Below are 20224 nucleotides of genomic sequence, written 5' to 3' on the forward strand. Positions count from 1 at the left end.
GCACTTTTTTTACGGATACTTTCTGACACAAAATTGTAATATTTATAGGGTTTTTATATTGGGTACCTCGGTGTAGAATGGCGCCCGAAAGGCATTTTATGAACAAAATGTGACAGGATGACCCCAGAGCCGAATTCTAATATTGCTAAGGTAGGCATTTCTCTTTCCACTATATTTGGGTTCAGTGGAAAGCGGTTTGGCATAGATTAATCAGTAAAGATGAGCCTATATGGATCTTACAAATAACCCGAAACAAGAAACTACCCTATGGGGTGGAAACGAATTTATCCGCATACTGCTAGCATTAGCTTTTGTATTCGTCTCTGGCTTTTATGCTTCATGGCAAGGTATTGGGGTTTCTAACCTTTCAATTCTCGCTATCGCTGCGGCGATTGGGGCTTACATGGCATTGAATATCGGTGCTAATGATGTCGCGAATAACGTCGGTCCAGCGGTAGGTTCGAAAGCGCTGTCGATGACTGGTGCGATTCTAATTGCCGCAGTATTTGAAGCCGCAGGCGCTCTCATCGCTGGTGGCAGCGTTGTTGGTACGATCAAAAAAGGCATTATCAATCCGAATGCCATTGCGGATGCAGAAACCTTCATTTGGATTATGATGGCCGCTTTGTTAGCGGGTGCTATTTGGCTTAACTTGGCCACTTATTTAGGCGCGCCAGTTTCTACAACCCACTCGATTGTTGGTGGTGTATTAGGAGCAGGTATTGCAGCAGGTGGTTGGGATATCGCCAACTGGAGTCAATTGTTGGCGATTGTCGCAAGTTGGGTCATTTCTCCTGTGCTGGGAGGGGTAATAGCCGCGTTATTCTTAATTTATATTAAGCGTTCCATTACCTATAAGAACGACATGATCGCAGCGGCGAAAAAAACCGTGCCTTTATTAGTCGGCTTGATGGTTTGGGCGTTTTCTACTTACCTGATAATGAAGGGCTTAAAGCACCTTTGGAAGCTAGACATAATGACGGCGGGTTTGATCGGGTTTGCGATCGCATTAACGGCGTACTTTATTGTGCGTCCTATGGTCGATAAAGCCGCTGCCTCGTTGCAAAACAATAAAGACGCTGTGAACAGCTTATTTACTATTCCATTGATTGCTTCCGCGGCCTTATTAAGTTTTGCCCATGGTGCGAATGACGTCGCCAACTCTATTGGGCCTTTAGCTGCGATAAACGACGCTTTGATGACGGGCTCTGTCTCAAGTAAAGCACCGATTCCTCTTTGGATTATGGCCGTAGGTGGTATCGGTATTGCCATTGGTCTTGCGTTGTTTGGTCCTAAGTTGATCAAAGCCGTTGGTAGTGAAATTACTGAGCTGGATAAAACTCGTGCTTTTTGTGTTGCTATGGCCGCTGCCATTACCGTTATTATTGCATCGCAGCTAGGGCTACCAGTGAGTTCTACGCATATCGCTGTTGGTGGTATTTTTGGTGTAGGCTTTTTACGTGAATACTTGAAGCAGTCTTACGATAAGAAAATTGCAGCCATTATTAAGCATTCTCAAAATGCGGGATTGGGTGTTGACGAGACTCAGGCATTTGTAAAACGCTTTACCGAAGCCGATGTTGACCAGAAGCGCCTTATTCTTAAAGAGCTAAAAGCAGCAAGAGCCGATTCGCCAATTTCTAAAGAAGAGCGTAAAGGCCTTAAAAAAGCCACTAAGAAAGAATTGGTTAAGCGTTCTGCGCTGATTCGAATTGCTGCAGCTTGGGTCATTACCGTACCTGCTTCAGCATTGCTTTCTGCTATGTTGTTTTATATGTTGCTGGGTTTCTCCGTGTCTCGTTAGTAAATAGCGTGCAGTTTAGAGAAGGCGCTAGCGACTTTGTCTTCATAAACGATTTAACCCTACCAATAAAAAGGCCAGTTTAACTGGCCTTTTTTGTGTCTCTCACTCTGGCTCTATGATATAAAAAAGTATGGGTGATAGGGATTAATCGGCAGGCCAGACAAAATGTATCAAGTCAGCATTGTATTCGCGATTGTTTTTATTGTTGGAATTGTGTTTCTAATAACGGCCTTTGCATTGGTTTCCTGGCAAAAGAAACAGAATCTTAGTAAGAATAAAGTGGTGGATAAGCTTATCGCTAGAAGCTATCGCCTTATTTCAACTCTTGAATCGGTGCCCGATCGGTATTTTCCGATTGAAACAAAAATACTACTAATTGATTATTTGCACTCTATTGTTCCTCGTATTGTTAATAAGCGTGTTGAAGCGCCCGAGTTAATGTCTGCCTTGCCAGAGCTCGCAGAATTAAGAAGGCAGTTGAAAGAAGATATTCAAAATAGCAAAAGAGAGAAGGTGGCGAGTGCAACGCATTGTACAAAAATACAAAATTCGCTGCGTTTTTTACCGACGCTATTAAGAGAATTTTCAATTCAGCATGTTATAGATCACAGAAGTGCCAAACGGCAAATTGAATTGGTTCGTTATTCTCATTGTTTGGTGCATTATGATTGGTTGTTGCATCAGGCCAAGGTGGATTTGGCGGCTGATAGAAAAGCCAAGGCTCTAGAAAATTACCGTACGGCGCTGGCTGAAATTGAGAAAGTGGCGGTTATTGAAAATGTATCTGAAGAGGTTTGTGTGGTGAAATCGCACATTTCTACTGTTGAGGATATGTTATTTAAACATAGTACGGCATCTAGCCAACTTGATACTGAGATGGATCAGAAGCATGCATAGATGACTAACCCGCTAAAAGTGCTTTTGTCGCGAGTCAAAATATTTATCTTTAAATAAAAAGAGTAAACGGTAGAGTATGACTGTCATCATCATTTCTGTTCTTTTAGTGGTTATTGGAGGCTTTATTGTATTTGCTATCTACCTCCAATTTAAAGAGCAAGCTCGGTTAGAAAAAGTCAGAAAAATAGCGGCTTTGAATAATCAGCTTCGACAGGTACGACGCTACCTTGATGACATTCCCCCTCAATACCAGCCTAAAGACATGCGCTTGTGGTTGTTTTCACGGCTAATCGTTATCTATGATGCTTTGATTGCTTTGCAACCTGATGCGACCTTAATACGGCGTCGCAAACTGACAGCAGAAGAAGCTTCAGAATTCCAAACGAGCAAACAAAAGCGCAAAGTAAAACCTATTAATGATGAGTTGATGATTATGGACTTAAAACGTCTGTTTGATTCTTTTCACCTGTTTTTGAAACAATCAGAAAAAGACAAAACCTTGAACAGTGACGTGGTCACTCGTTATTCAAACTTGCTTCGTTTTTACAAATATAAGGTGAAGGCGGATCTACATGCTTACGCTGCTCGTCAGTCCTTTTTATCTGGTAATTATGAAAAAGCGATCGCTTCTTATAAAGAGGCATTAATACAGTTAGCGCCTATTAAAGGAACGGTGGAAGCCAAAACCGCCATTAAACAATATAACAGTCTGATTGATGAAGTAGAAAGTGCCCAGCAAGCTTCTTCAGGGGGGGACATTAAAGATGCTTTAAAAGGAACGGCTCCAGAGCCTGCAGAAGGTGCACTGAACCAAGAGTGGGATAAGTTTATTGATGAGACGGAGTTTAAGAAAAAGAAACATTTCTAGACGAGGCTTTTCCTGTTATTTTCATCTTCCTAGGCTTTGCTTATACGCGTGAAGCAGGGGCATCTGTTGTTATTAATTAGTGAGGATATTGTGTGAACTTAGCTCTTTTATCGGCGTTTATTCCAACCTTCTTTTTTGTTTCCATTACTCCTGGTATGTGCATGACACTTGCTATGACATTGGGAATGACAATTGGTGTGAAACGCGCATTATGGATGATGTTAGGAGAGCTAACGGGGGTTGCGACAGTGGCGACACTCTCGGCGATTGGTGTCGCAGCGTTATTACTCAATTATCCAACCGCTTTTTCCGTCCTGAAAGCCATGGGCGGTCTCTATCTTGCTTATATTGGTATTCAAATGTGGTTGTCTAAAGGCAAAATGGCGATCAAGGCGCAAGAAGAGGGTGGTGTCGCTGCCACCTCATTTGAGCTGATTTCTCAAGGCTTTGTTACTGCGATAGCCAACCCGAAAGGGTGGGCGTTTTTTGTGGCATTATTGCCACCATTTCTAGATTCATCACAACCACTAGCAAGCCAATTAGTGGTGTTAATCGCGATCATACTTTGCCTTGAATTTACCTGCCTCGTTATTTATGCCATGGGAGGTCGAACATTGAGATCTGTGTTAATGAAAAGCGGAAACGTGCGAATCATGAACCGTGTAGCGGGCACCTTAATGATTTTTGTCGGTGGTTGGTTGGCCATTGGTTAATACTTGATGACGGTGGATTGGCTTGCTTTTTTAGCGCTAAAAAGCGGTTAACAAACTGAGATTAAGAAGACGCTTTCGAGCGTCTTCTTGCGTTTGAGCCTGCCGCTTTCTTGGTGCTTGCTTGTCGCGTACTTTTGCGTTTGGTGAAGGCTTTTTTGGTCGGAGCAGGCAAGTTTTTGAGTGCTGTTGTTGGCATTTCTCGTGATTTATCGAGTAACTCCGCTAAATTCTTTTCCAGACTCTCCATAAAGGTTTGATAGCTGGCTTCCCCTAAGCTGATGGCGTTTAGAGCAGATTCCCATTTCGCGGTCATGTCAGGCGTCACTAATTGTTCTGGTAAGCAGTCAATAAAGGCGCGGCCAGTTTTGCTGGCATGAATTTGTTTCCCTTGTCGGGTCAGAAAACCACGTTTGAAAAGCAGCTCAATAATACTGGCTCGAGTGGCCTCTGTACCTAATCCATCGGTTTCTTTCAAAATAGCACGAATGTCCTTATCGGTCACAAAGCGGCTGATCCCTGTCATTGCCGCAAGCAGTGTCGCATCGGTGAACGCGGCAGGCGGTGTGGTGACTTTTTCATCAACGGAGCCTTCATAGCACCAAGTTTCTTCCCCTTTAGTCAATTTTGGGAGTTCGCTCTGCTCTTCGTCGCTCTGGCTTTTGGCTTTGCTCTTACTGGGTAAAAGCGCTTTCCAGCCTAGGGCAATGGGCGTATTTCCTTTGGCTTCAAATTGCCCGCCTTCAATGATTAATTTTATTTGCGATGATAGATAGTCGTAATCAGGGTAGAACTGCATTAAGTATTGGCGTGCAATGAGTGAAAAAACCAGCGCTTCTGTTTTGGATAAAGACGCCATTTTGTAAGACTGAGTAGTCGGAATAATAGCGTGGTGTGCGCTGACCTGCTTGTCATTCCAGGCTTTGCTTTTCCTAGCAGAATCCGCGGCACGAGCGCCTTCAGCAAGCTCGCCTTCGCCATTGCTAAGCGCCTTTATAATGGCTGGAGCGTCTTTGTGCTGTTGATTAGGCAGGTAGCGACAATCGGACCTTGGGTAGGTGATTATTTGATGGCGCTCGTAGAGTGTCTGGCAGATATCCAGCACTTGTTGGGCGGATAGAGAAAATGCTTTCGCCGCGTCAATTTGCAACGCAGATAAACTATAAGGCAAAGGTGGGGCTTGCTTTTTTTGCTGGTAATTTGCCGCGCTCACGATCGCGGGTTTATTCGTAATGCGAGTCGCAACATTTTGAGCAAGAGGTCGGCTTAATACTCGATTTTCTTCGTCCATATAGGGTTGGCATGATTCGCTTGGTAACCATTTTGCACGGAATCGGTTGCCTTTTTTATCTTCTATGTTGGCCCAGACTTGGTAAAAATCTTTTGCTACAAAAGTTTCTCGTTCTTTGTCTCTGGCGGCCACTAGCCCTAAAATAGGGGTTTGCACTCGGCCGATAGACAGCACGCCTTGATAGCCAGCCTGACGTCCTCTAATGGTGTAGGCACGCGTGAGATTGAGGCCAAATAACCAATCGGCACGGGCACGTCCTAGGGCGGATCTTGAAAGGGCTGAAAACTCCGTATTGGGGCGTAAGTTGCCAAGGGCTTTTTTGACCGCCGAAGGCGTCAAATCGTTGACGAGTAAACGCTGGGTGTTTTTAAGCTTTTGCGCTGGCACCTTGGTGTAGTGTAAGACCTCATCCACAAGCAGCTGTCCTTCGCGATCCGGATCGCCAGCATGAACCAATACAGAGGCTTTTTTAATTAATTTTTTTAACACAGAAAGCTGTTTTTTAGTGGCGGCCTTTTCTTGCCATTTCCATTCTGTGGGGATAATAGGTAAGTGCTCTAAGTTCCAAGACTTAAACGCAGGATTGTATTGATGCGGCTCTGCTTGCTCAAGCAAGTGACCAATACACCAACTGACACAATCGCCATTGGGAAGCCAAATACAGCCATCTTCTTTCTTTTGTGGAGTAGGAAGGGCGGCAGCAATGGCGCGAGCTAAGCTGGGTTTTTCGGCAATATAAAGAATCATGAGTACACTTACTGTTTATATATACAGTAAGTGTATCCAAGATAGTGCGATCTGACTAGGGTTAGGGTTATTTTATTGGTACCACTAGGACTGGGATGTTGCTGTGATGGATAACGTTATTGGCCGTAGAGCCAATCAGTAATTGTCCAATACGGCTGTGTGTTCGGCTATTCATGACAATAAGGTCAACGTTTCTTTCTTCTGCAGTTCGTTTGATTGCGTCTGATGGAACCGCGTGGACTATGAGTCTTTCTGGTGGCGTTTTGAGGGCTGCAAGCTCTTCTTTGTGGTCATCCATAAAGCGGTCAAGTTGTTGATCCATTCGTTCTTTTACGCTTCTTATCGCCTCTTCTTGCATTTTCTTAGAGGTTTCAGCGGAGACATAGTTGTAAACCATATTACTGGCTTGAGCATTGAGCGGTTCTAAAGAATGCATGATGATGACATTTGCTTTGTGTGCCAGAGAAAGATTCATGACCAACTCTAGAGCTGATTGTGTGTTGCCTTCTAGGTCGCAAGCATAAAGGATGGTATTAATGGGGGCCAACATAGTAATTCTCCTTTTTTTAATATCTATAAAGTATAGGCTTGTTAGCTTTTATAATGCTGACCTGAATCAATGCTTAGTGACGCGGTGGAAGAGAGAGCGATTTTTAAGTTGGCGTTGTCTCTGTGACTATCGATTAAGAAGCTGCCCATCAATGCGGCAAAAACCAGCCCGACAAATAGCATTCCCCAATAATCTCGAGGTCTTTTTGCGTCTTTGTGTTTGATGATTTGCGGTATAAATATCTTGGCTTTCATGGCGCCGCTTCCTTTAGTCCATTGCGATATGCCAATAATAAATGATAATCACTATCATTTGCAAATTCTATTTTAACTTCTTACGGTTTGCGTGTTTCGGGGTAATGTTCTGCTGGTAGGGCTATGTTATGATACGGCCTCAAATTTTTAACAGATAAGAGAGCTAACTATGTCTGAACTGTCGTTCGACTCAAACGAATCTAAAATCGCATACGGCATTGGTCGTCAAATTGGTGACCAACTACGTGGTAGTGATCTTGGTGAATTGTCTCTAACTCATCTTTTTGCTGCGATTGAAGATGCGTTGAACGGTGCTGAAATGCGTGTTCCTGGTGCTGAACTTGAAGCGGCATTTGCAGAGCTTCAACAAAAAATGGAAGAGAAGAGCCGTGTTGCTTCTGAAGGAAACATCCAAGCGGGTGAAGCTTTCCTTGCAGAAAACAAAGCAAAAGCTGGCATTCAAGTAACAGAAAGCGGTCTTCAGTACGAAGTGCTTGAAGAAGGTACTGGCGCTACTCCAGCACTAGAGTCTACTGTTCGTGTACATTACGAAGGTCGTCTGCTTGACGGTCAAGTATTTGATAGCTCTATTGCTCGTGGCGAGCCAATTGAATTCCCTCTAACGGGTGTGATTGCTGGTTGGACTGAAGGTCTTCAGTTGATGAAAGAAGGCGCGAAATACCGTCTGACTATCCCGGCTGAATTGGCTTACGGTGCACAAGGCGCTGGCGCTATGATTCAGCCGCATTCTGTTCTTCAGTTTGATGTTGAATTGATTGCTGTTGTTTAATTAGCCGTTTGGTGTAATTAAGCAAAAGAACATAAAAAAGCGAGTTGGCCTAAATAGGGCAACTCGCTTTTTTTATGGAATTTTTTTAACACGATATAGTCACGATTTAGCTTCCTATCGGCGTTAAATCTCTCTTTCCATGTGTACGTGCAGTTTCGTAGCGTCTAAAAAAACCTTACCATCGCTGGTAAAGTTGTGTTTTTCATAGAAAGCTTGTGCTTCTACTTGCGCGTCTAAAAATACTTTTTTGATGCCCATCTCTCGTGCGACTTGTATGGCTTTGCGCAGCAACATACTGGCATAACCTTGCTGACGATAAGCGGGCAACACCGCTAAGCGACCGATATGACCGTCTGCTAATAAGCGGCACACGCCTGTGGGAACCGCGGTCGTTCCGAAAGAGACAAAATGCACGGCATCTTGATCGTGTTCATCCCATTCATCTTCTGGCGGAATGCCTTGTTCAATAATAAAGACCTGCTTTCTGACAAAGACGAGTTGGGCTTTGCTACTGTTCCAGTCTGAGGTTAATACGTTCAAAGTGCCGTCCTTTTATTCTTCAGAAGCAGTGAGCTCGATTAAGCCTTGCTGGCGAATCAAAAAGCGTAATAAAGGGGGTAAGTCACTGTCTTGCTCTAGATCTAATCCAGAGAAATCAAACTCAGTTTGGTTGCAAATGGCTTGAATGAAAATAGCCAATTGTTGATGAACTGAGAGGCTATCACCATTACAAAAAACCGTAATAGATGGGTTTTCAAGTGGCTCTGAGTCAACCCCTTCTAAGGTTTGTTGCTCACCAGAATAAAGCGCCGAAGGATCATAATAGCTGATGCGCGCGTCGCCAGGTCGAATAAAGGTGTTGCCGGCCAATGCGTTTGCGTAAGCCTGCTCCAGTTCCTGTTGATTTAGAGGGGCTAAATACTCAGGGTATTTGCTTTCACTCATGGTTTCGCCCAACCATTGAGCCAGCTTGTCTGGTTGCTTGATCAGGCGGGTAAGTTCTGTCTGTAGATAGCGGATATCGTCCTGGGTGATTTGTGCGCTGTGAGTGCGTGAGCCTGACTCAGGCGCTGCAAAGCGGTCTTTCTCATTGACGTTGTCACAGATTTTATCGCGCAGTCCTGTTAGTGCATCTTGCATACTTGGCGCACGAAAACCGATCGAGTAGGTCATGCAATCGTTGTCTAATGAGCGACCGTTGTGCGCATAATTAGGTGGCAGATAAAGGATATCACCTGTTTCTAACTCCCAGTCCATAGAGTCGTCCACAGGGAAGTTGTCCAATATGTGTAGAGAGATGTCTTTTATTGCAGTGTCTTGATATTGATCTGGTGCCAAGACTTGCCAGCGGCGCTTGCCAGCGACTTGAACGAGAAACACATCGTATTGGTCATAATGAGGGCCTACGCTGCCACCTTGGGTGGCGTAGCTGATCATGACATCGTCGAGGCGCCAGCTGGGTAAAAACTGAAATTGCTCTTTAAGAGCTTGAACCTCAGGAACCCAATGATCAACGGCTTGAACCAATAGCGTCCATTCTTTTTCTGGTAAGTTGGCAAAAGTGCTTTCGTCAAACGGACCTTGCAGTAATTCCCATGGTGTTTTGCCATTTTCGATGACAATGCGTGACTCGACATCTTCTTCCATGGCCATGCCTGCTAATTCGTCGGCGTCCAGAGGAAGGGTAAAATCCACCAAACCTGAGCGAATTAAAAGAGGCTTTTTCTGCCAATATTCGGCCAGAAAAGTACGGGCTGTCATGCCGCCTAATAGGGTTAATGGCGTGTCTAAATCTGTCATAAATCACTCACTCTAATGAAAGAGAAAATCGTCGGGGGAGGTGACAAAAAAGAGCCGATAAATCGGCTCTTTTTTCACAAAGGAATTACTGGGTAAGTTCGTTGTTAAGCGTTAGCGAATGGCTTTTGCTTGAGCAACCGCGTTACCAATATAAGTCGCTGGCGTTAGCTTTTTAAGCTCCGCTTTGGCTTCTTCAGGCATTTCTAATGTATCAACGAAAGCTTCAATGGTCGCTTGGTCAATGGTACGACCGCGGGTTAGTTCTTTTAGCTTCTCGTATGGTGATTCGATGCCGTAACGACGCATAACGGTTTGGATTGGCTCAGCCAACACTTCCCAAGCGTTGTTTAAGTCTGCATCAAGACGCGGCGCATTGATTTCCAATTTGCTGATGCCTTTCAGTGTTGCTTGGTAAGCAATCAAGCTGTGCGCTAGACCAACACCTAGGTTACGCAGAACCGTAGAGTCTGTTAGGTCACGCTGCCAGCGAGAGATTGGCAATTTCGCGCTCAAGTGGCCCATGATGGCATTCGCAATGCCCAAGTTGCCTTCGGAGTTTTCGAAGTCGATTGGGTTAACTTTATGCGGCATAGTAGAAGAGCCGATTTCGCCCGCAATGGTTTTTTGCTTGAAAAAGCCCATTGAGATGTAGCCCCAAACGTCACGATCAAAGTCGATCAGAATGGTGTTGAAGCGACAAATCGCATCGTACAATTCAGCAATGTAGTCATGCGGTTCGATTTGCGTTGTGTAAGGGTTCCAAGACAAGCCTAAAGAAGTAACAAATGCTTCTGCATGGGCTTGCCAATCTACATCTGGGTAAGCAGAAAGGTGAGCGTTGTAGTTGCCTACTGCGCCGTTGATTTTGCCTAAAAATTCAACGCTTTCAATTTGCTTAAGCTGACGGCTAAGGCGTGCTGCTACGTTGGCCATTTCTTTACCAACAGTAGAAGGAGAGGCTGTTTGGCCGTGAGTACGAGACAACATAGGTTGCTCAGCGTGCTCAATCGCTAGATCTTGAATCGCCGTGATGACCTTGTTTAGCTCTGGAGCAATGCCTTCTTCCAGTGCTTCACGTAGCATCAGTGCGTGAGACAAGTTATTGATGTCTTCTGAGGTACAAGCAAAGTGAACAAATTCAGAAATGGCCGCTAGTTCAGCGTTGTCAGCCATTTTGTTTTTGATGAAGTATTCTACCGCTTTGACATCGTGGTTCGTGGTTTTCTCAATGTCTTTGATCGCTTGAGCGTCTGCTTCGCTGAAGTTGTCAGCCAATTGATCTAGCAAGGTGTTTGCTTCATCACTCAGTGCTGGTACTTCAATAATTTGTGGGTGTTTGGCAAGAGCCTGTAGCCAGCGTACTTCCACAATGACACGCATACGAAGCAAGCCGTATTCGCTTACTGAGCGACGTAATACGTTGGTTTTCGATCCGTAACGACCGTCTATTGGGGAAATCGCGTTTAAGCTAGTTAATTCCATTGAGATAACGCCTCGACCATGGTTTTCAGGGAGCCGCTATTATAGGCAAAAGGGGGGCGTACTTCTATGGCAGGGGGGAGATTCGTAAGCTTTTGTTGCTGCTGGTTAGGCGAACAGACAAAAAATCCCAAGCAGTAGCACTGCTTGGGATTTGTTAGAACAGGCTTTCTTTTGCTTGTCGCAACTGAAAGCGTTTGGTTCTTGTTCGTTAACTCAGCTTATAGCGTTGCTAAAGCATCGTTAAAGGTAGTGCTTGGGCGCATGATCTTAGCTACTTCGTTAAGATCCATGTGGTAGTAACCAGATAGACCAGAAGGTTTGCCTTGAACAGCAGCAAGCTCTGCAACAATCGCTGCTTCCTTGTCTGCTAATTGCTTAGCAAGAGGGGCGAATTTCGCCGCCAATGTTGCGTCGTCTGTTTGCGCCGCCAATTCTTGTGACCAGTACATCGCTAGGTAGAAGTGGCTACCACGGTTGTCCAATTCACCCGCCTTACGAGAAGGTGATTTGTTGGTGTCTAGAAGTTTGCCGGTTGCTTTGTCTAGGCAGGCAGCAAGAATTTTCGCTTTTTCATTATTGTGCTTGATGCCCAATTCTTCAAAAGAGACAGCCACTGCCAAGAATTCACCAAGAGAATCCCAACGTAGGTGGTTTTCTTCCATAAGCTGTTGAACGTGCTTAGGAGCAGAACCGCCAGCGCCTGTTTCATACATGCCGCCACCTTGTAGCATTGGCACGATAGACAGCATTTTCGCAGAAGTACCCAATTCCAAGATAGGGAACAAGTCAGTTAGGTAATCACGAAGGATGTTACCTGTTACTGAAATAGTGTCTTGGCCACGAATGATGCGCTCCATAGAGAAACGGATCGCTTCGTTGTAGTTCATGATGCGAATGTCTAAACCGTCAGTGTCATGTTCTTTTAGGTAGTTTTCGACTTTTTTGCGAAGTTCGTTATCGTGTGGACGAGCTTCTTCTAACCAGAACACAGCAGGTGTGTCAGATTGACGAGCACGAGTCACGCCCAGTTTCACCCAATCGCGGATTGGAGCGTCTTTGGTTTGGCAAGCGCGCCAGATATCGCCTTTTTCTACCGCGTGCTGCATTAGGACGTTACCCTGTGCATCAACAACGCGCATAGTGCCGGCTTCGGCGATTTCGAATGTTTTATCGTGAGAACCGTATTCTTCTGCTTTTTGAGCCATTAGGCCAACGTTTGGCACTGTGCCCATGGTAACTGGGTCGAATGCGCCATTGGTTTTACAGAAGTTGATGGTTTCTTGGTAAATACGTGCGTAAGTGCTGTCAGGAATAACCGCTTTAGCATCGTGTGCTTTGCCGTCACGGCCCCACATTTTACCAGAGTTACGGATCATCGCAGGCATAGAAGCATCAACAATCACGTCGCTTGGTACGTGCAAGTTAGTGATGCCTTTGTCTGAATCAACCATGGCCAGTTCAGGACGAGTTTTGTAAACGTCTTGAATCGCTTGTTTGATTTCTTCTTGTTTCGCTTCAGGTAAAGTTTGGATTTTATCGTAAACGCTACCCAGACCGTTGTTTGGGTTAACACCGATTTCTTTAAACAATTCACCGTATTTTTCAAAAACGTCTTTGTAGAAAACCGTTACCGCGTGACCAAATACGATAGGGTGAGACACTTTCATCATGGTGGCTTTTAGATGCACAGACCACATGATGTTGTCTTCTTTTGCTTCTTGTAGGGAAGCTTCAAAGAAGGCACGCAGTTTAGTGCAGTTGATGTTCATGCTATCGATGATTTCGCCAGCAAGAAGCGGCAAAGATTTTTTCAGTTCAACAGAGCCGTCTTTTTTCACGAATTCGATGTTAACGGTTTGCGCGGAATCCATAGTAACGGACTGCTCAGAAGAGTAAAAATCACCGTCGCGCATGTAATCAACGTGCGAAACAGAGGTTTTGCTCCATTTGCCCATTGAATGAGGGTTCTTACGAGCGAAGTTTTTAACCGCTGCTGGTGCGCGACGGTCTGAGTTACCTTGACGTAATACAGGGTTTACTGCGCTGCCTAGTACTTTGGAGTAGCGAGCAAGTACGTCTTTGTCTTCTTCAGTCTGTGGGTTTTCTGGGTATTCAGGAAGACCGTAGCCTTCTGCGTTCAATTCTTTGATAGTGGCGTATAGCTGAGGCAGAGAGGCACTGATGTTAGGTAATTTAACAATGTTTGCTTCAGGGTCAGCCGTCAAATCGCCAAGAAATTTAAGACCGTCTTCTGCTTGTTTGTCAGCAGGTAGCTTATCAGCAAAAGCGGAAATTACACGACTAGCCAAAGAAATGTCAGTCAGTTTCAATTCGATGTCTGCTTCTTTTGCAAAGGCGCCAAAGATAGGCAGCAAAGAAGCCGTCGCCAGTGCTGGCGCTTCATCGGTGAAGGTATAATAAATAGTTTGTTTTGTAGACATGTAATTCCCCTAACATTTAAGGCTATGTGGCAAATTAAAAGAAGAAGGCGACTTATGGTCTCCATTCTCAAAATATATCGATGTGCTAATGATTATTTTGGCCAATATACTACCTAAAAATAAATGGCAGAGATATTGGATAAAAATATACTCATAATAGATGTGAGTTATTCTCATTTAATCAAGGTGTTGCAATGATTAACTTTTGGCTTTTTTAGCGTGAAAAAAGCAGAGCAAAAAAAAGACCTTAATCGGTCTTTTTTTGGATGCTAGTTTCGCGCTTCTAGCGCATTTAGTAAGGATTTTCTTTTAAAAATCAAATGCCAGCGTTTGCCACCAAGTTGACGCCAAAGCATGGCGGCACGGATGCCAGCCAATAAAGTTGCACGTACTTGGTTGGCGATGGTTGGCTGCTGTAAGAAGCGGCTGTCGCCATGAACTTGAATGCGAAATGACAGCTTGCTCAAGGAATCTTGGTAAATGCCAGAGATGGCCGCGATCATATTTTCATGAAGAATGTCTTCATAATGCGCTTTTTGGCGATCTAACTGACTGATGCCTTGCCCTAGAGCGGATAACACATCAGGGGACTTTTGCAGCTTACTTTCTAAATGTATGAGACTCAGTGCGTAACGCAAAGTGTCTGGGTTCACACTGCTGCGCTCCTTACCTAGGGCTTGGCGAGTGATGCGTCGGCCCAAGGCAAGGTTGCTCTGACAATCCCATTGACCGCCATAGATATCCTCTGTCGCGTCTGCGTTGACGAGTAATATGCTGTTGATCAAAGGCTTTAAGCCATCGTTATCTATCTGGCCTGTTTTTGCTAAAGTAGCCACAAGTTCGGCCGCCTGAAAAATAGCGGATAGGGCAATGGTTTGCTCTTTTTCTCGTTGACTCACAATAAACGGTCTCTCACAGTAATAGGCATGGTTTATTTGTTAAAAGCGACATTGATAATACCGCCGCCTAAACATAAATCGTCTAGGTAAAAAACGACGGATTGTCCTGGTGTAATGGCGCGTTGCGGTTCAATAAATGACACTTCAACTCGGCCATCGGTTAATTCTGTGATGGTGCAATCTTGATCTGCTTGGCGATAACGGCATTTTGCTTTGCAGGTCAGTGGGAAGCTTGGTTTGGTGCGCGCAACCCAGTCAAAGTTGTCGGCAATCAAGTGTGTTTTAAACAAAGACTCATGTTGGCCGCCTTGAGTGACGAGCAATACGTTTCTATCTAAGTCTTTTTCTACTACATACCAAGGTTCGTCAGGGTAATTGGATAAGCCACCAATGCCTAAGCCTTGGCGTTGGCCAATGGTGTGGTACATCAAGCCAAAGTGGCGGCCAATTTTATCGCCGCTGAGTGTTTCAATGTCCCCAGGCTGAGCAGGCAGGTATTGCTCTAAGAAATCTTTAAAGCGACGTTCACCAATAAAACAGATGCCAGTGCTGTCTTTTTTGTTGTGGGTGATTAAGCCAAATTCTTCTGCTAAACGACGAACTTCTGGTTTTTCTAGTTCACCAACAGGAAACAGGGTTTTGGCAATTTCATCTTTACCAACCGCGTGCAGGAAGTAACTTTGGTCTTTGTTGGCATCTAAGCCTTTCAATAGCACGGGTTCGCCATTGCGTTCGCCACGACGTACGTAATGACCGGTTGCAATATAGTCTGCGCCCAATTCGATTGCGTACTCAAGAAAGGCTTTAAATTTGATTTCTTTATTGCATAAAATGTCTGGGTTAGGAGTGCGGCCTGCTTTGTATTCTGCAAGAAAGTGCTCAAAAACGTTGTCCCAGTATTCTGCTGCAAAATTGGCCGTGTGGAGCTTGATGCCCAGCTTGTCAGAAACCGCTTGAGCGTCCGCTAGATCGTCTTTTGCCGTGCAGTATTCGGTGCCATCATCTTCGTCCCAGTTCTTCATGAATAGGCCTTCAACTTGGTACCCCTGCTGCATCAGGATAAGCGCTGATACGGATGAATCTACACCACCAGACATACCTACGATGACTTTTTTGTCGTGGTTAGTCGATGAGTCTACGGGGGTTCGTTGTTCAGTCATGACCTATTTTTACTCTACTGTGAAGAGGCATTGCCTCAATGAAAAGGATGTCATCATTGTACTGTATTTTTCTTATCTGGGCACAGCCACCAAGTGCTGATCTGACAAGAAAGATAAGGAGATAATGGGGTTATTTAATGAATCTTCAAGACAGGTTTTGATTAAAGGGCTGCGATGCGGCTCTAACAGTATCTCTTCGTACGTGAGCCAATGGGACGACACTATGTCTGGGTCAAGGCTTGTATTGGTAGGCGCAACGGGTTCACACAAAACGCAGACACGATGATAGGTGTCTGCGCCTTCAAAAGGCGTGAAGGCGTAAAAGCCAAGTAAGCCAATGGGTTTGACGAGCCAGCCAGCTTCTTCTTTTGTCTCTCTAATCACGGCGTCTAACAAGCTTTCGTTATTTTCTACGTGTCCGGCTGGCTGATTGAGGACGAGTGTTCCGTTTTGCCATTCCTTCACCATGAGATACTGCTGGTCTTTTTTGACTAGAGCGGCGACGGTCAGGTGCGGCAGTCTTCCTCTTTCTTTGTTGCTCAAAATGTGTCACCTCGTTCAGTAATTCTGTGCTTGGTTCTGTGTGTATCCATTCGCCCGAGGGTAGCTTGTCTAGTGTGTAAGGGCCAATGGCGTAGCGAATTAAACGCAGAGTGGGAAACCCTACCGATGCCGTCATGCGCCGCACTTGTCGGTTCTTTCCTTCCTTGATTTGTAGGCTGATCCAGCTAGTAGGAATGGCTTCACGGTGACGAACAGGAGGGACTCTTGGCCAAACGTCTGGCGCAGACATTCTCTCCGCTTGAGCGGGTTTTGTTAGGCCGTCTTTTAGTTCAACGCCTTGTCTGAGTTGTTGCAGTGCGGCGTCGGTGATTTCACCTTCGACTTGTACCCAATAGGTTTTCGGCCATTTGAAACTGGGGGAGGCGACAATGTGTTGAATCGCTCCTTGATTGGTTAAAAGCATTAACCCTTCAGAGTCATAATCTAGTCGCCCGGCGGCATAAAATTCTGGCACATTGATAAAATCTGCCAGTGTGCTTTTTCCGTCGTCAGTGGAAAATTGGCTCAGTACTCGAAAAGGTTTATTAAATAAAATCAAATTTGAGGGCATGTATGGGCAAATCTAAATCGTAAAGTTGCTGTGTTAAGAGGTTGAATTGTCAGGCGATAAAAAGCTCCTCACAATTCCATAGAAGCGTAAGATAGCAAAATCAATAGACGATAGCGATGAAGCAGTTAGAGTTCGGCGAGTTGCGCAGGCTCTGCTGTTTCTTTGCTTTCGTTATTATTGTCGCTGTCAGATGGTGCGACAGGGGTGATGTCGATGGCATGTAAGCCTCGTTTCCCCGGTTCGACCTTAAAGGTGACGGCTTGGCCGGCTTTTAGGGTTTTATAGCCTTCAACGTTAATAGCCGAGTAATGAATAAATAAATCTTCATCAAACTCTTCAGAAACGATAAAGCCATAGCCTTTAGCGTTGTTGAACCACTTCACTGATCCACTATGCATGAGTCACTCCTTATCCACTCTCAAGTGTCGTTAATAATCAATAATTAGTTGCAAACTCTCTTAGACCTTGACTGTCATTCGAGTTTTGTTGCAACGTAGTTAAAACATCTATATGAACGAGATTGCTAAATAGGTTCAAAGTGTTCTCAAGCGTTCAATGTTAGAATTATATTCATAAACATTGATTGCGTATTTGATCCACTATTATTGAGCGTAGAAGTCGTTTTGTTATTTGTAAAATTTAAGTGGTGATATGTGTAATTATTAAGTCGAAACAAACCGTATTTGGTGAATTTTGTGAAAAAGTGTAGCCTCAGAGGCATAGGATGATTGTAAATCAACAAATTAGACTAATATCAGAAGAAGATGAAGCGGGGCATTCTAATGTCGCTATTGCTCCGCAAGAAACGGAATTAAAACCACCATCCATGTATCAGGTGGTGTTATTTAATGATGATTTTACGCCAATGGATTTTGTCGTATTTGTTCTTCAACGTTTTTTTTCAATGGATGGAGAGAAGGCCAATCAGGTAATGCTAGAGGTGCATCAAAAAGGGAAAGGCGTTTGTGGTATTTACCCTTTTGATATTGCCGAAACCAAAGTAGCAATGGTACAACAGTTCGTAGAACAGAATGAGCACCCCTTAATGTGTGACTTACAAAAAGTCGACTGATTCAGAGTGAGGGAATAGCAATGTTAGATAAAGAACTTGAACAAACCCTGAATAATGCCTTTAAAGCGGCGCGTGACAAGCGCCATGAATTCATGACGGTAGAACATTTATTGTTGGCATTGGTTGAAAATGGTGCTGCATCAGGTGTTTTGGCGGCTTGCGGTGTGAGCCTAGAAACATTGAGCAAAGAGCTTGAAGAGTTCGTTGATAGTACCACGCCGCTTATTCCTGAAGACGATGTAGAGCGTGAAGTTCAACCAACCTTAGGTTTTCAGCGAGTGCTGCAGCGTGCTGTCTTTCATGTGCAATCTTCGGGTAAACGTGAAGTGACTGGTGCTAATGTCTTGGTGGCTATTTTTAGTGAGCAAGAAAGCCAAGCTGTTTATTTATTAAAACGCCATGGTGTTGCCCGTATCGACGTGGTGAATTATGTCGCCCATGGTATTTCAAAATTGGGTGATGCCTCCCAAGGTGTGGAACAAGAAGAAGAGGAAGCAGAAGACAGTTCTGCTGCCCCTTTGCAAAAATACGCAACCAATTTAAACGAAGAGGCCAAAGCAGGCAAAATTGATAAGCTTATTGGTCGTGAGTACGAAGTAGAGCGAGTTATTCAAACCCTCTCGCGTCGCCGTAAAAACAATCCACTTTTAGTGGGTGAGTCGGGTGTCGGTAAGACCGCCATTGCTGAAGGCTTAGCAAAGCGTATTGTTGATGGTCAAGTGCCTGATGTGATCGCAGACGGAGTGGTTTATTCACTTGATCTAGGTGCTTTGTTGGCGGGAACTAAATATCGTGGTGATTTCGAGAAACGTTTGAAACACCTGTTAAGTGAAATCAAAAAGCAACCTAACGCGATTCTGTTTATTGATGAAATTCATACCATCATTGGTGCGGGTGCTGCATCCGGTGGGGTAATGGATGCTTCCAATTTATTGAAGCCTGTGTTGAGTTCTGGTGGATTGCGCTGTATTGGTTCCACGACGTTTCAAGAGTTTCGAGGTGTGTTTGAAAAAGATCATGCCTTGGCGCGACGTTTCCAGAAAATTGATGTGAACGAGCCTAGTGTTGATGATACCTATCAGATCTTGAAAGGTATTATTGGCGCATTCGAAGAGCATCATAAAGTCAAATATGAAGAGCCTGCCTTATTGGCGGCGGCGGAGTTGGCGCAGCGTTATGTAACGGATCGTCATATGCCGGATAAAGCCATAGACGTGGTTGATGAAGCCGGCGCTTTCCAGCGATTACAGCCAGAAGGTAAGCGTAAGGAAGTTATCACCGTGGCGGACATCGAAGAGATTGTGTCTAAAATTGCTCGTGTTCCTGTTAGAGCGGTGAACTCGGATGATCGTCAGATGCTGTCTAACCTTGAGCGCAACCTGAAAATGGTGGTGTTTGGGCAGGATAAAGCGATTGATTCTTTGTCGTCTGCGATTAAATTATCAAGAGCCGGTCTAAAAGCGGAACAGAAACCCATAGGTTCCTTCTTGATGGCGGGTCCGACAGGGGTGGGTAAAACGGAAGTCACCAAGCAGCTTGCTAAGCAGCTCGGTTTGGAATTGATTCGTTTTGACATGTCTGAGTATATGGAACGTCATGCGGTGTCGCGTTTGATAGGTGCGCCACCGGGTTATGTGGGATTTGATCAAGGTGGTCTTTTGACGGAAGCCGTGACTAAAAATCCACACAGTGTTGTCTTGCTAGATGAGATTGAGAAAGCGCATCCAGAAGTCTTTAATTTGCTGTTGCAAGTTATGGATCACGGTACTTTGACGGACAATAATGGTCGTAAAGCGGATTTCCGTAATGTCATTCTTGTGATGACGTCGAACGCTGGGGCCGAGGAATTGGCGAAACGTTCAATTGGCTTCTCAAGTCAAGATAACTCCACCGATGGCTTAGAAATTATTAATCGTACTTTCACGCCAGAATTTAGAAACCGGTTAGACGCTGTTATTCAGTTCCAGCAATTGGATGAGCGAATTATCTTTAACGTAGTGGATAAATTCTTGGTTGAGTTGCAGGCTCAGTTGGATCCTAAAGGCGTGTTGCTTGAAGTGTCCGATATGGCAAGAGGTTGGTTGGCTAATAAAGGCTACGATCGCCAAATGGGTGCACGCCCGATGGCGCGAGTGATTCAAGAGCATTTGAAAAAGCCATTAGCAGATCAAATTTTGTTTGGCGACTTGAATGAAGGCGGTCATGTTAAAGTGATATTGGATGAGAAACTTGATGAATTGAAATTTGATGTGGTGAAAGAGGCGGTCGTTCATTAATTTGACGACGTCTTTGGCATTGTATTGATGTAAACCTTCATCGATTAACTTATCGAGAAATATAAAAAA

Annotated in this window: 19 protein-coding genes; 7 read left to right on the top strand and 12 right to left on the bottom strand. The window is 44.6% G+C overall.

Annotation, left to right across the window (positions count from 1 at the left end; genetic code table 11):
• Positions 1–229: 229 nt before the first annotated feature.
• The 4 genes from ACIGBN_RS02890 to ACIGBN_RS02905 all read left to right on the top strand — a co-directional run bounded on the left by ACIGBN_RS02890 (position 230) and on the right by ACIGBN_RS02905 (position 4282).
• Entirely contained in the window at positions 230–1804 is a 1575-nt protein-coding gene (locus ACIGBN_RS02890; protein ID WP_133001557.1) for an inorganic phosphate transporter, read from the top strand.
• Between the two features lie 165 nt (positions 1805–1969).
• Positions 1970–2701, top strand: coding sequence for a hypothetical protein (locus ACIGBN_RS02895; protein ID WP_396663550.1), 732 nt, complete (start codon positions 1970–1972; stop codon positions 2699–2701).
• Between the two features lie 76 nt (positions 2702–2777).
• A complete protein-coding gene (locus tag ACIGBN_RS02900; protein WP_396663552.1) occupies positions 2778–3569 on the top strand; it encodes a hypothetical protein in 792 nt (263 codons plus the stop codon).
• 92 nt (positions 3570–3661) lie between these two features.
• Positions 3662–4282, top strand: coding sequence for a LysE family translocator (locus ACIGBN_RS02905; RefSeq protein WP_133001554.1), 621 nt, complete (start codon positions 3662–3664; stop codon positions 4280–4282).
• A gap of 61 nt (positions 4283–4343) precedes the next feature.
• Here the strand turns inward: ACIGBN_RS02905 and ACIGBN_RS02910 are convergent, their stop codons facing one another.
• From ACIGBN_RS02910 to ACIGBN_RS02920, 3 genes are all read right to left on the bottom strand, one after another.
• Positions 4344–6317: a DNA topoisomerase III gene (locus tag ACIGBN_RS02910; RefSeq protein WP_396663554.1), complete on the bottom strand. Its 1974-nt coding sequence runs from the start codon at positions 6315–6317 to the stop codon at positions 4344–4346.
• Positions 6318–6384: 67 nt separating this feature from the next.
• Positions 6385–6867: a universal stress protein gene (locus ACIGBN_RS02915; protein ID WP_133001552.1), complete on the bottom strand. Its 483-nt coding sequence runs from the start codon at positions 6865–6867 to the stop codon at positions 6385–6387.
• A 41-nt stretch (positions 6868–6908) separates the two neighbouring features.
• Positions 6909–7121, bottom strand: a complete 213-nt coding sequence (locus tag ACIGBN_RS02920; RefSeq protein ID WP_133001551.1) for a hypothetical protein — start codon at positions 7119–7121, stop codon at positions 6909–6911.
• A 169-nt stretch (positions 7122–7290) separates the two neighbouring features.
• Here ACIGBN_RS02920 and ACIGBN_RS02925 point away from each other — a divergent pair, with 169 nt between their 5' ends.
• Complete coding sequence (locus tag ACIGBN_RS02925) at positions 7291–7911, top strand: FKBP-type peptidyl-prolyl cis-trans isomerase (RefSeq protein ID WP_133001550.1); 621 nt, start codon at positions 7291–7293, stop codon at positions 7909–7911.
• Between the two features lie 123 nt (positions 7912–8034).
• Here ACIGBN_RS02925 and ACIGBN_RS02930 read toward each other — a convergent pair whose 3' ends face one another.
• The 9 genes from ACIGBN_RS02930 to ACIGBN_RS02970 all read right to left on the bottom strand — a co-directional run bounded on the left by ACIGBN_RS02930 (position 8035) and on the right by ACIGBN_RS02970 (position 17205).
• Positions 8035–8451, bottom strand: a complete 417-nt coding sequence (locus ACIGBN_RS02930) for a GNAT family N-acetyltransferase (protein WP_396663557.1) — start codon at positions 8449–8451, stop codon at positions 8035–8037.
• Between the two features lie 12 nt (positions 8452–8463).
• Positions 8464–9711, bottom strand: a complete 1248-nt coding sequence (locus ACIGBN_RS02935; RefSeq protein ID WP_133001548.1) for a cupin domain-containing protein — start codon at positions 9709–9711, stop codon at positions 8464–8466.
• Between the two features lie 111 nt (positions 9712–9822).
• On the bottom strand, positions 9823–11193 hold the full coding sequence (gene purB / locus ACIGBN_RS02940; protein WP_396663560.1) for an adenylosuccinate lyase: 1371 nt from the start codon (positions 11191–11193) through the stop codon (positions 9823–9825).
• Between the two features lie 218 nt (positions 11194–11411).
• On the bottom strand, positions 11412–13634 hold the full coding sequence (locus tag ACIGBN_RS02945; RefSeq protein WP_341562618.1) for an NADP-dependent isocitrate dehydrogenase: 2223 nt from the start codon (positions 13632–13634) through the stop codon (positions 11412–11414).
• Between the two features lie 269 nt (positions 13635–13903).
• A complete protein-coding gene (gene hflD, locus ACIGBN_RS02950; protein ID WP_133001545.1) occupies positions 13904–14533 on the bottom strand; it encodes a high frequency lysogenization protein HflD in 630 nt (209 codons plus the stop codon).
• A 32-nt stretch (positions 14534–14565) separates the two neighbouring features.
• The gene (gene mnmA / locus ACIGBN_RS02955) at positions 14566–15693 is read right to left on the bottom strand and encodes a tRNA 2-thiouridine(34) synthase MnmA (protein WP_133001544.1); all 1128 of its coding nucleotides are present in this window, start codon (positions 15691–15693) and stop codon (positions 14566–14568) included.
• Between the two features lie 72 nt (positions 15694–15765).
• Positions 15766–16161, bottom strand: coding sequence for an NUDIX domain-containing protein (locus ACIGBN_RS02960; RefSeq protein WP_133001543.1), 396 nt, complete (start codon positions 16159–16161; stop codon positions 15766–15768).
• Positions 16097–16807 carry a pseudouridine synthase gene (locus tag ACIGBN_RS02965; protein ID WP_396663563.1) on the bottom strand — a complete coding sequence of 237 codons (711 nt, stop codon included), beginning with the start codon at positions 16805–16807 and terminating at the stop codon, positions 16097–16099. The genes ACIGBN_RS02960 and ACIGBN_RS02965 overlap by 65 nt, the downstream gene beginning before the upstream one ends.
• Before the next feature lie 125 nt (positions 16808–16932).
• A complete protein-coding gene (locus ACIGBN_RS02970; protein ID WP_133001541.1) occupies positions 16933–17205 on the bottom strand; it encodes a cold shock domain-containing protein in 273 nt (90 codons plus the stop codon).
• A gap of 326 nt (positions 17206–17531) precedes the next feature.
• Here ACIGBN_RS02970 and clpS point away from each other — a divergent pair, with 326 nt between their 5' ends.
• Together clpS and clpA are read left to right on the top strand one after the other, a co-directional pair.
• Positions 17532–17879, top strand: a complete 348-nt coding sequence (gene clpS / locus ACIGBN_RS02975; protein ID WP_341562622.1) for an ATP-dependent Clp protease adapter ClpS — start codon at positions 17532–17534, stop codon at positions 17877–17879.
• A 20-nt stretch (positions 17880–17899) separates the two neighbouring features.
• Positions 17900–20155, top strand: coding sequence for an ATP-dependent Clp protease ATP-binding subunit ClpA (clpA, locus tag ACIGBN_RS02980; protein WP_133001540.1), 2256 nt, complete (start codon positions 17900–17902; stop codon positions 20153–20155).
• Positions 20156–20224: the final 69 nt, after the last annotated feature.

This window comes from Marinomonas sp. NPDC078689, from assembly GCF_044542435.1.
GTDB lineage: Bacteria > Pseudomonadota > Gammaproteobacteria > Pseudomonadales > Marinomonadaceae > Marinomonas > Marinomonas arenicola.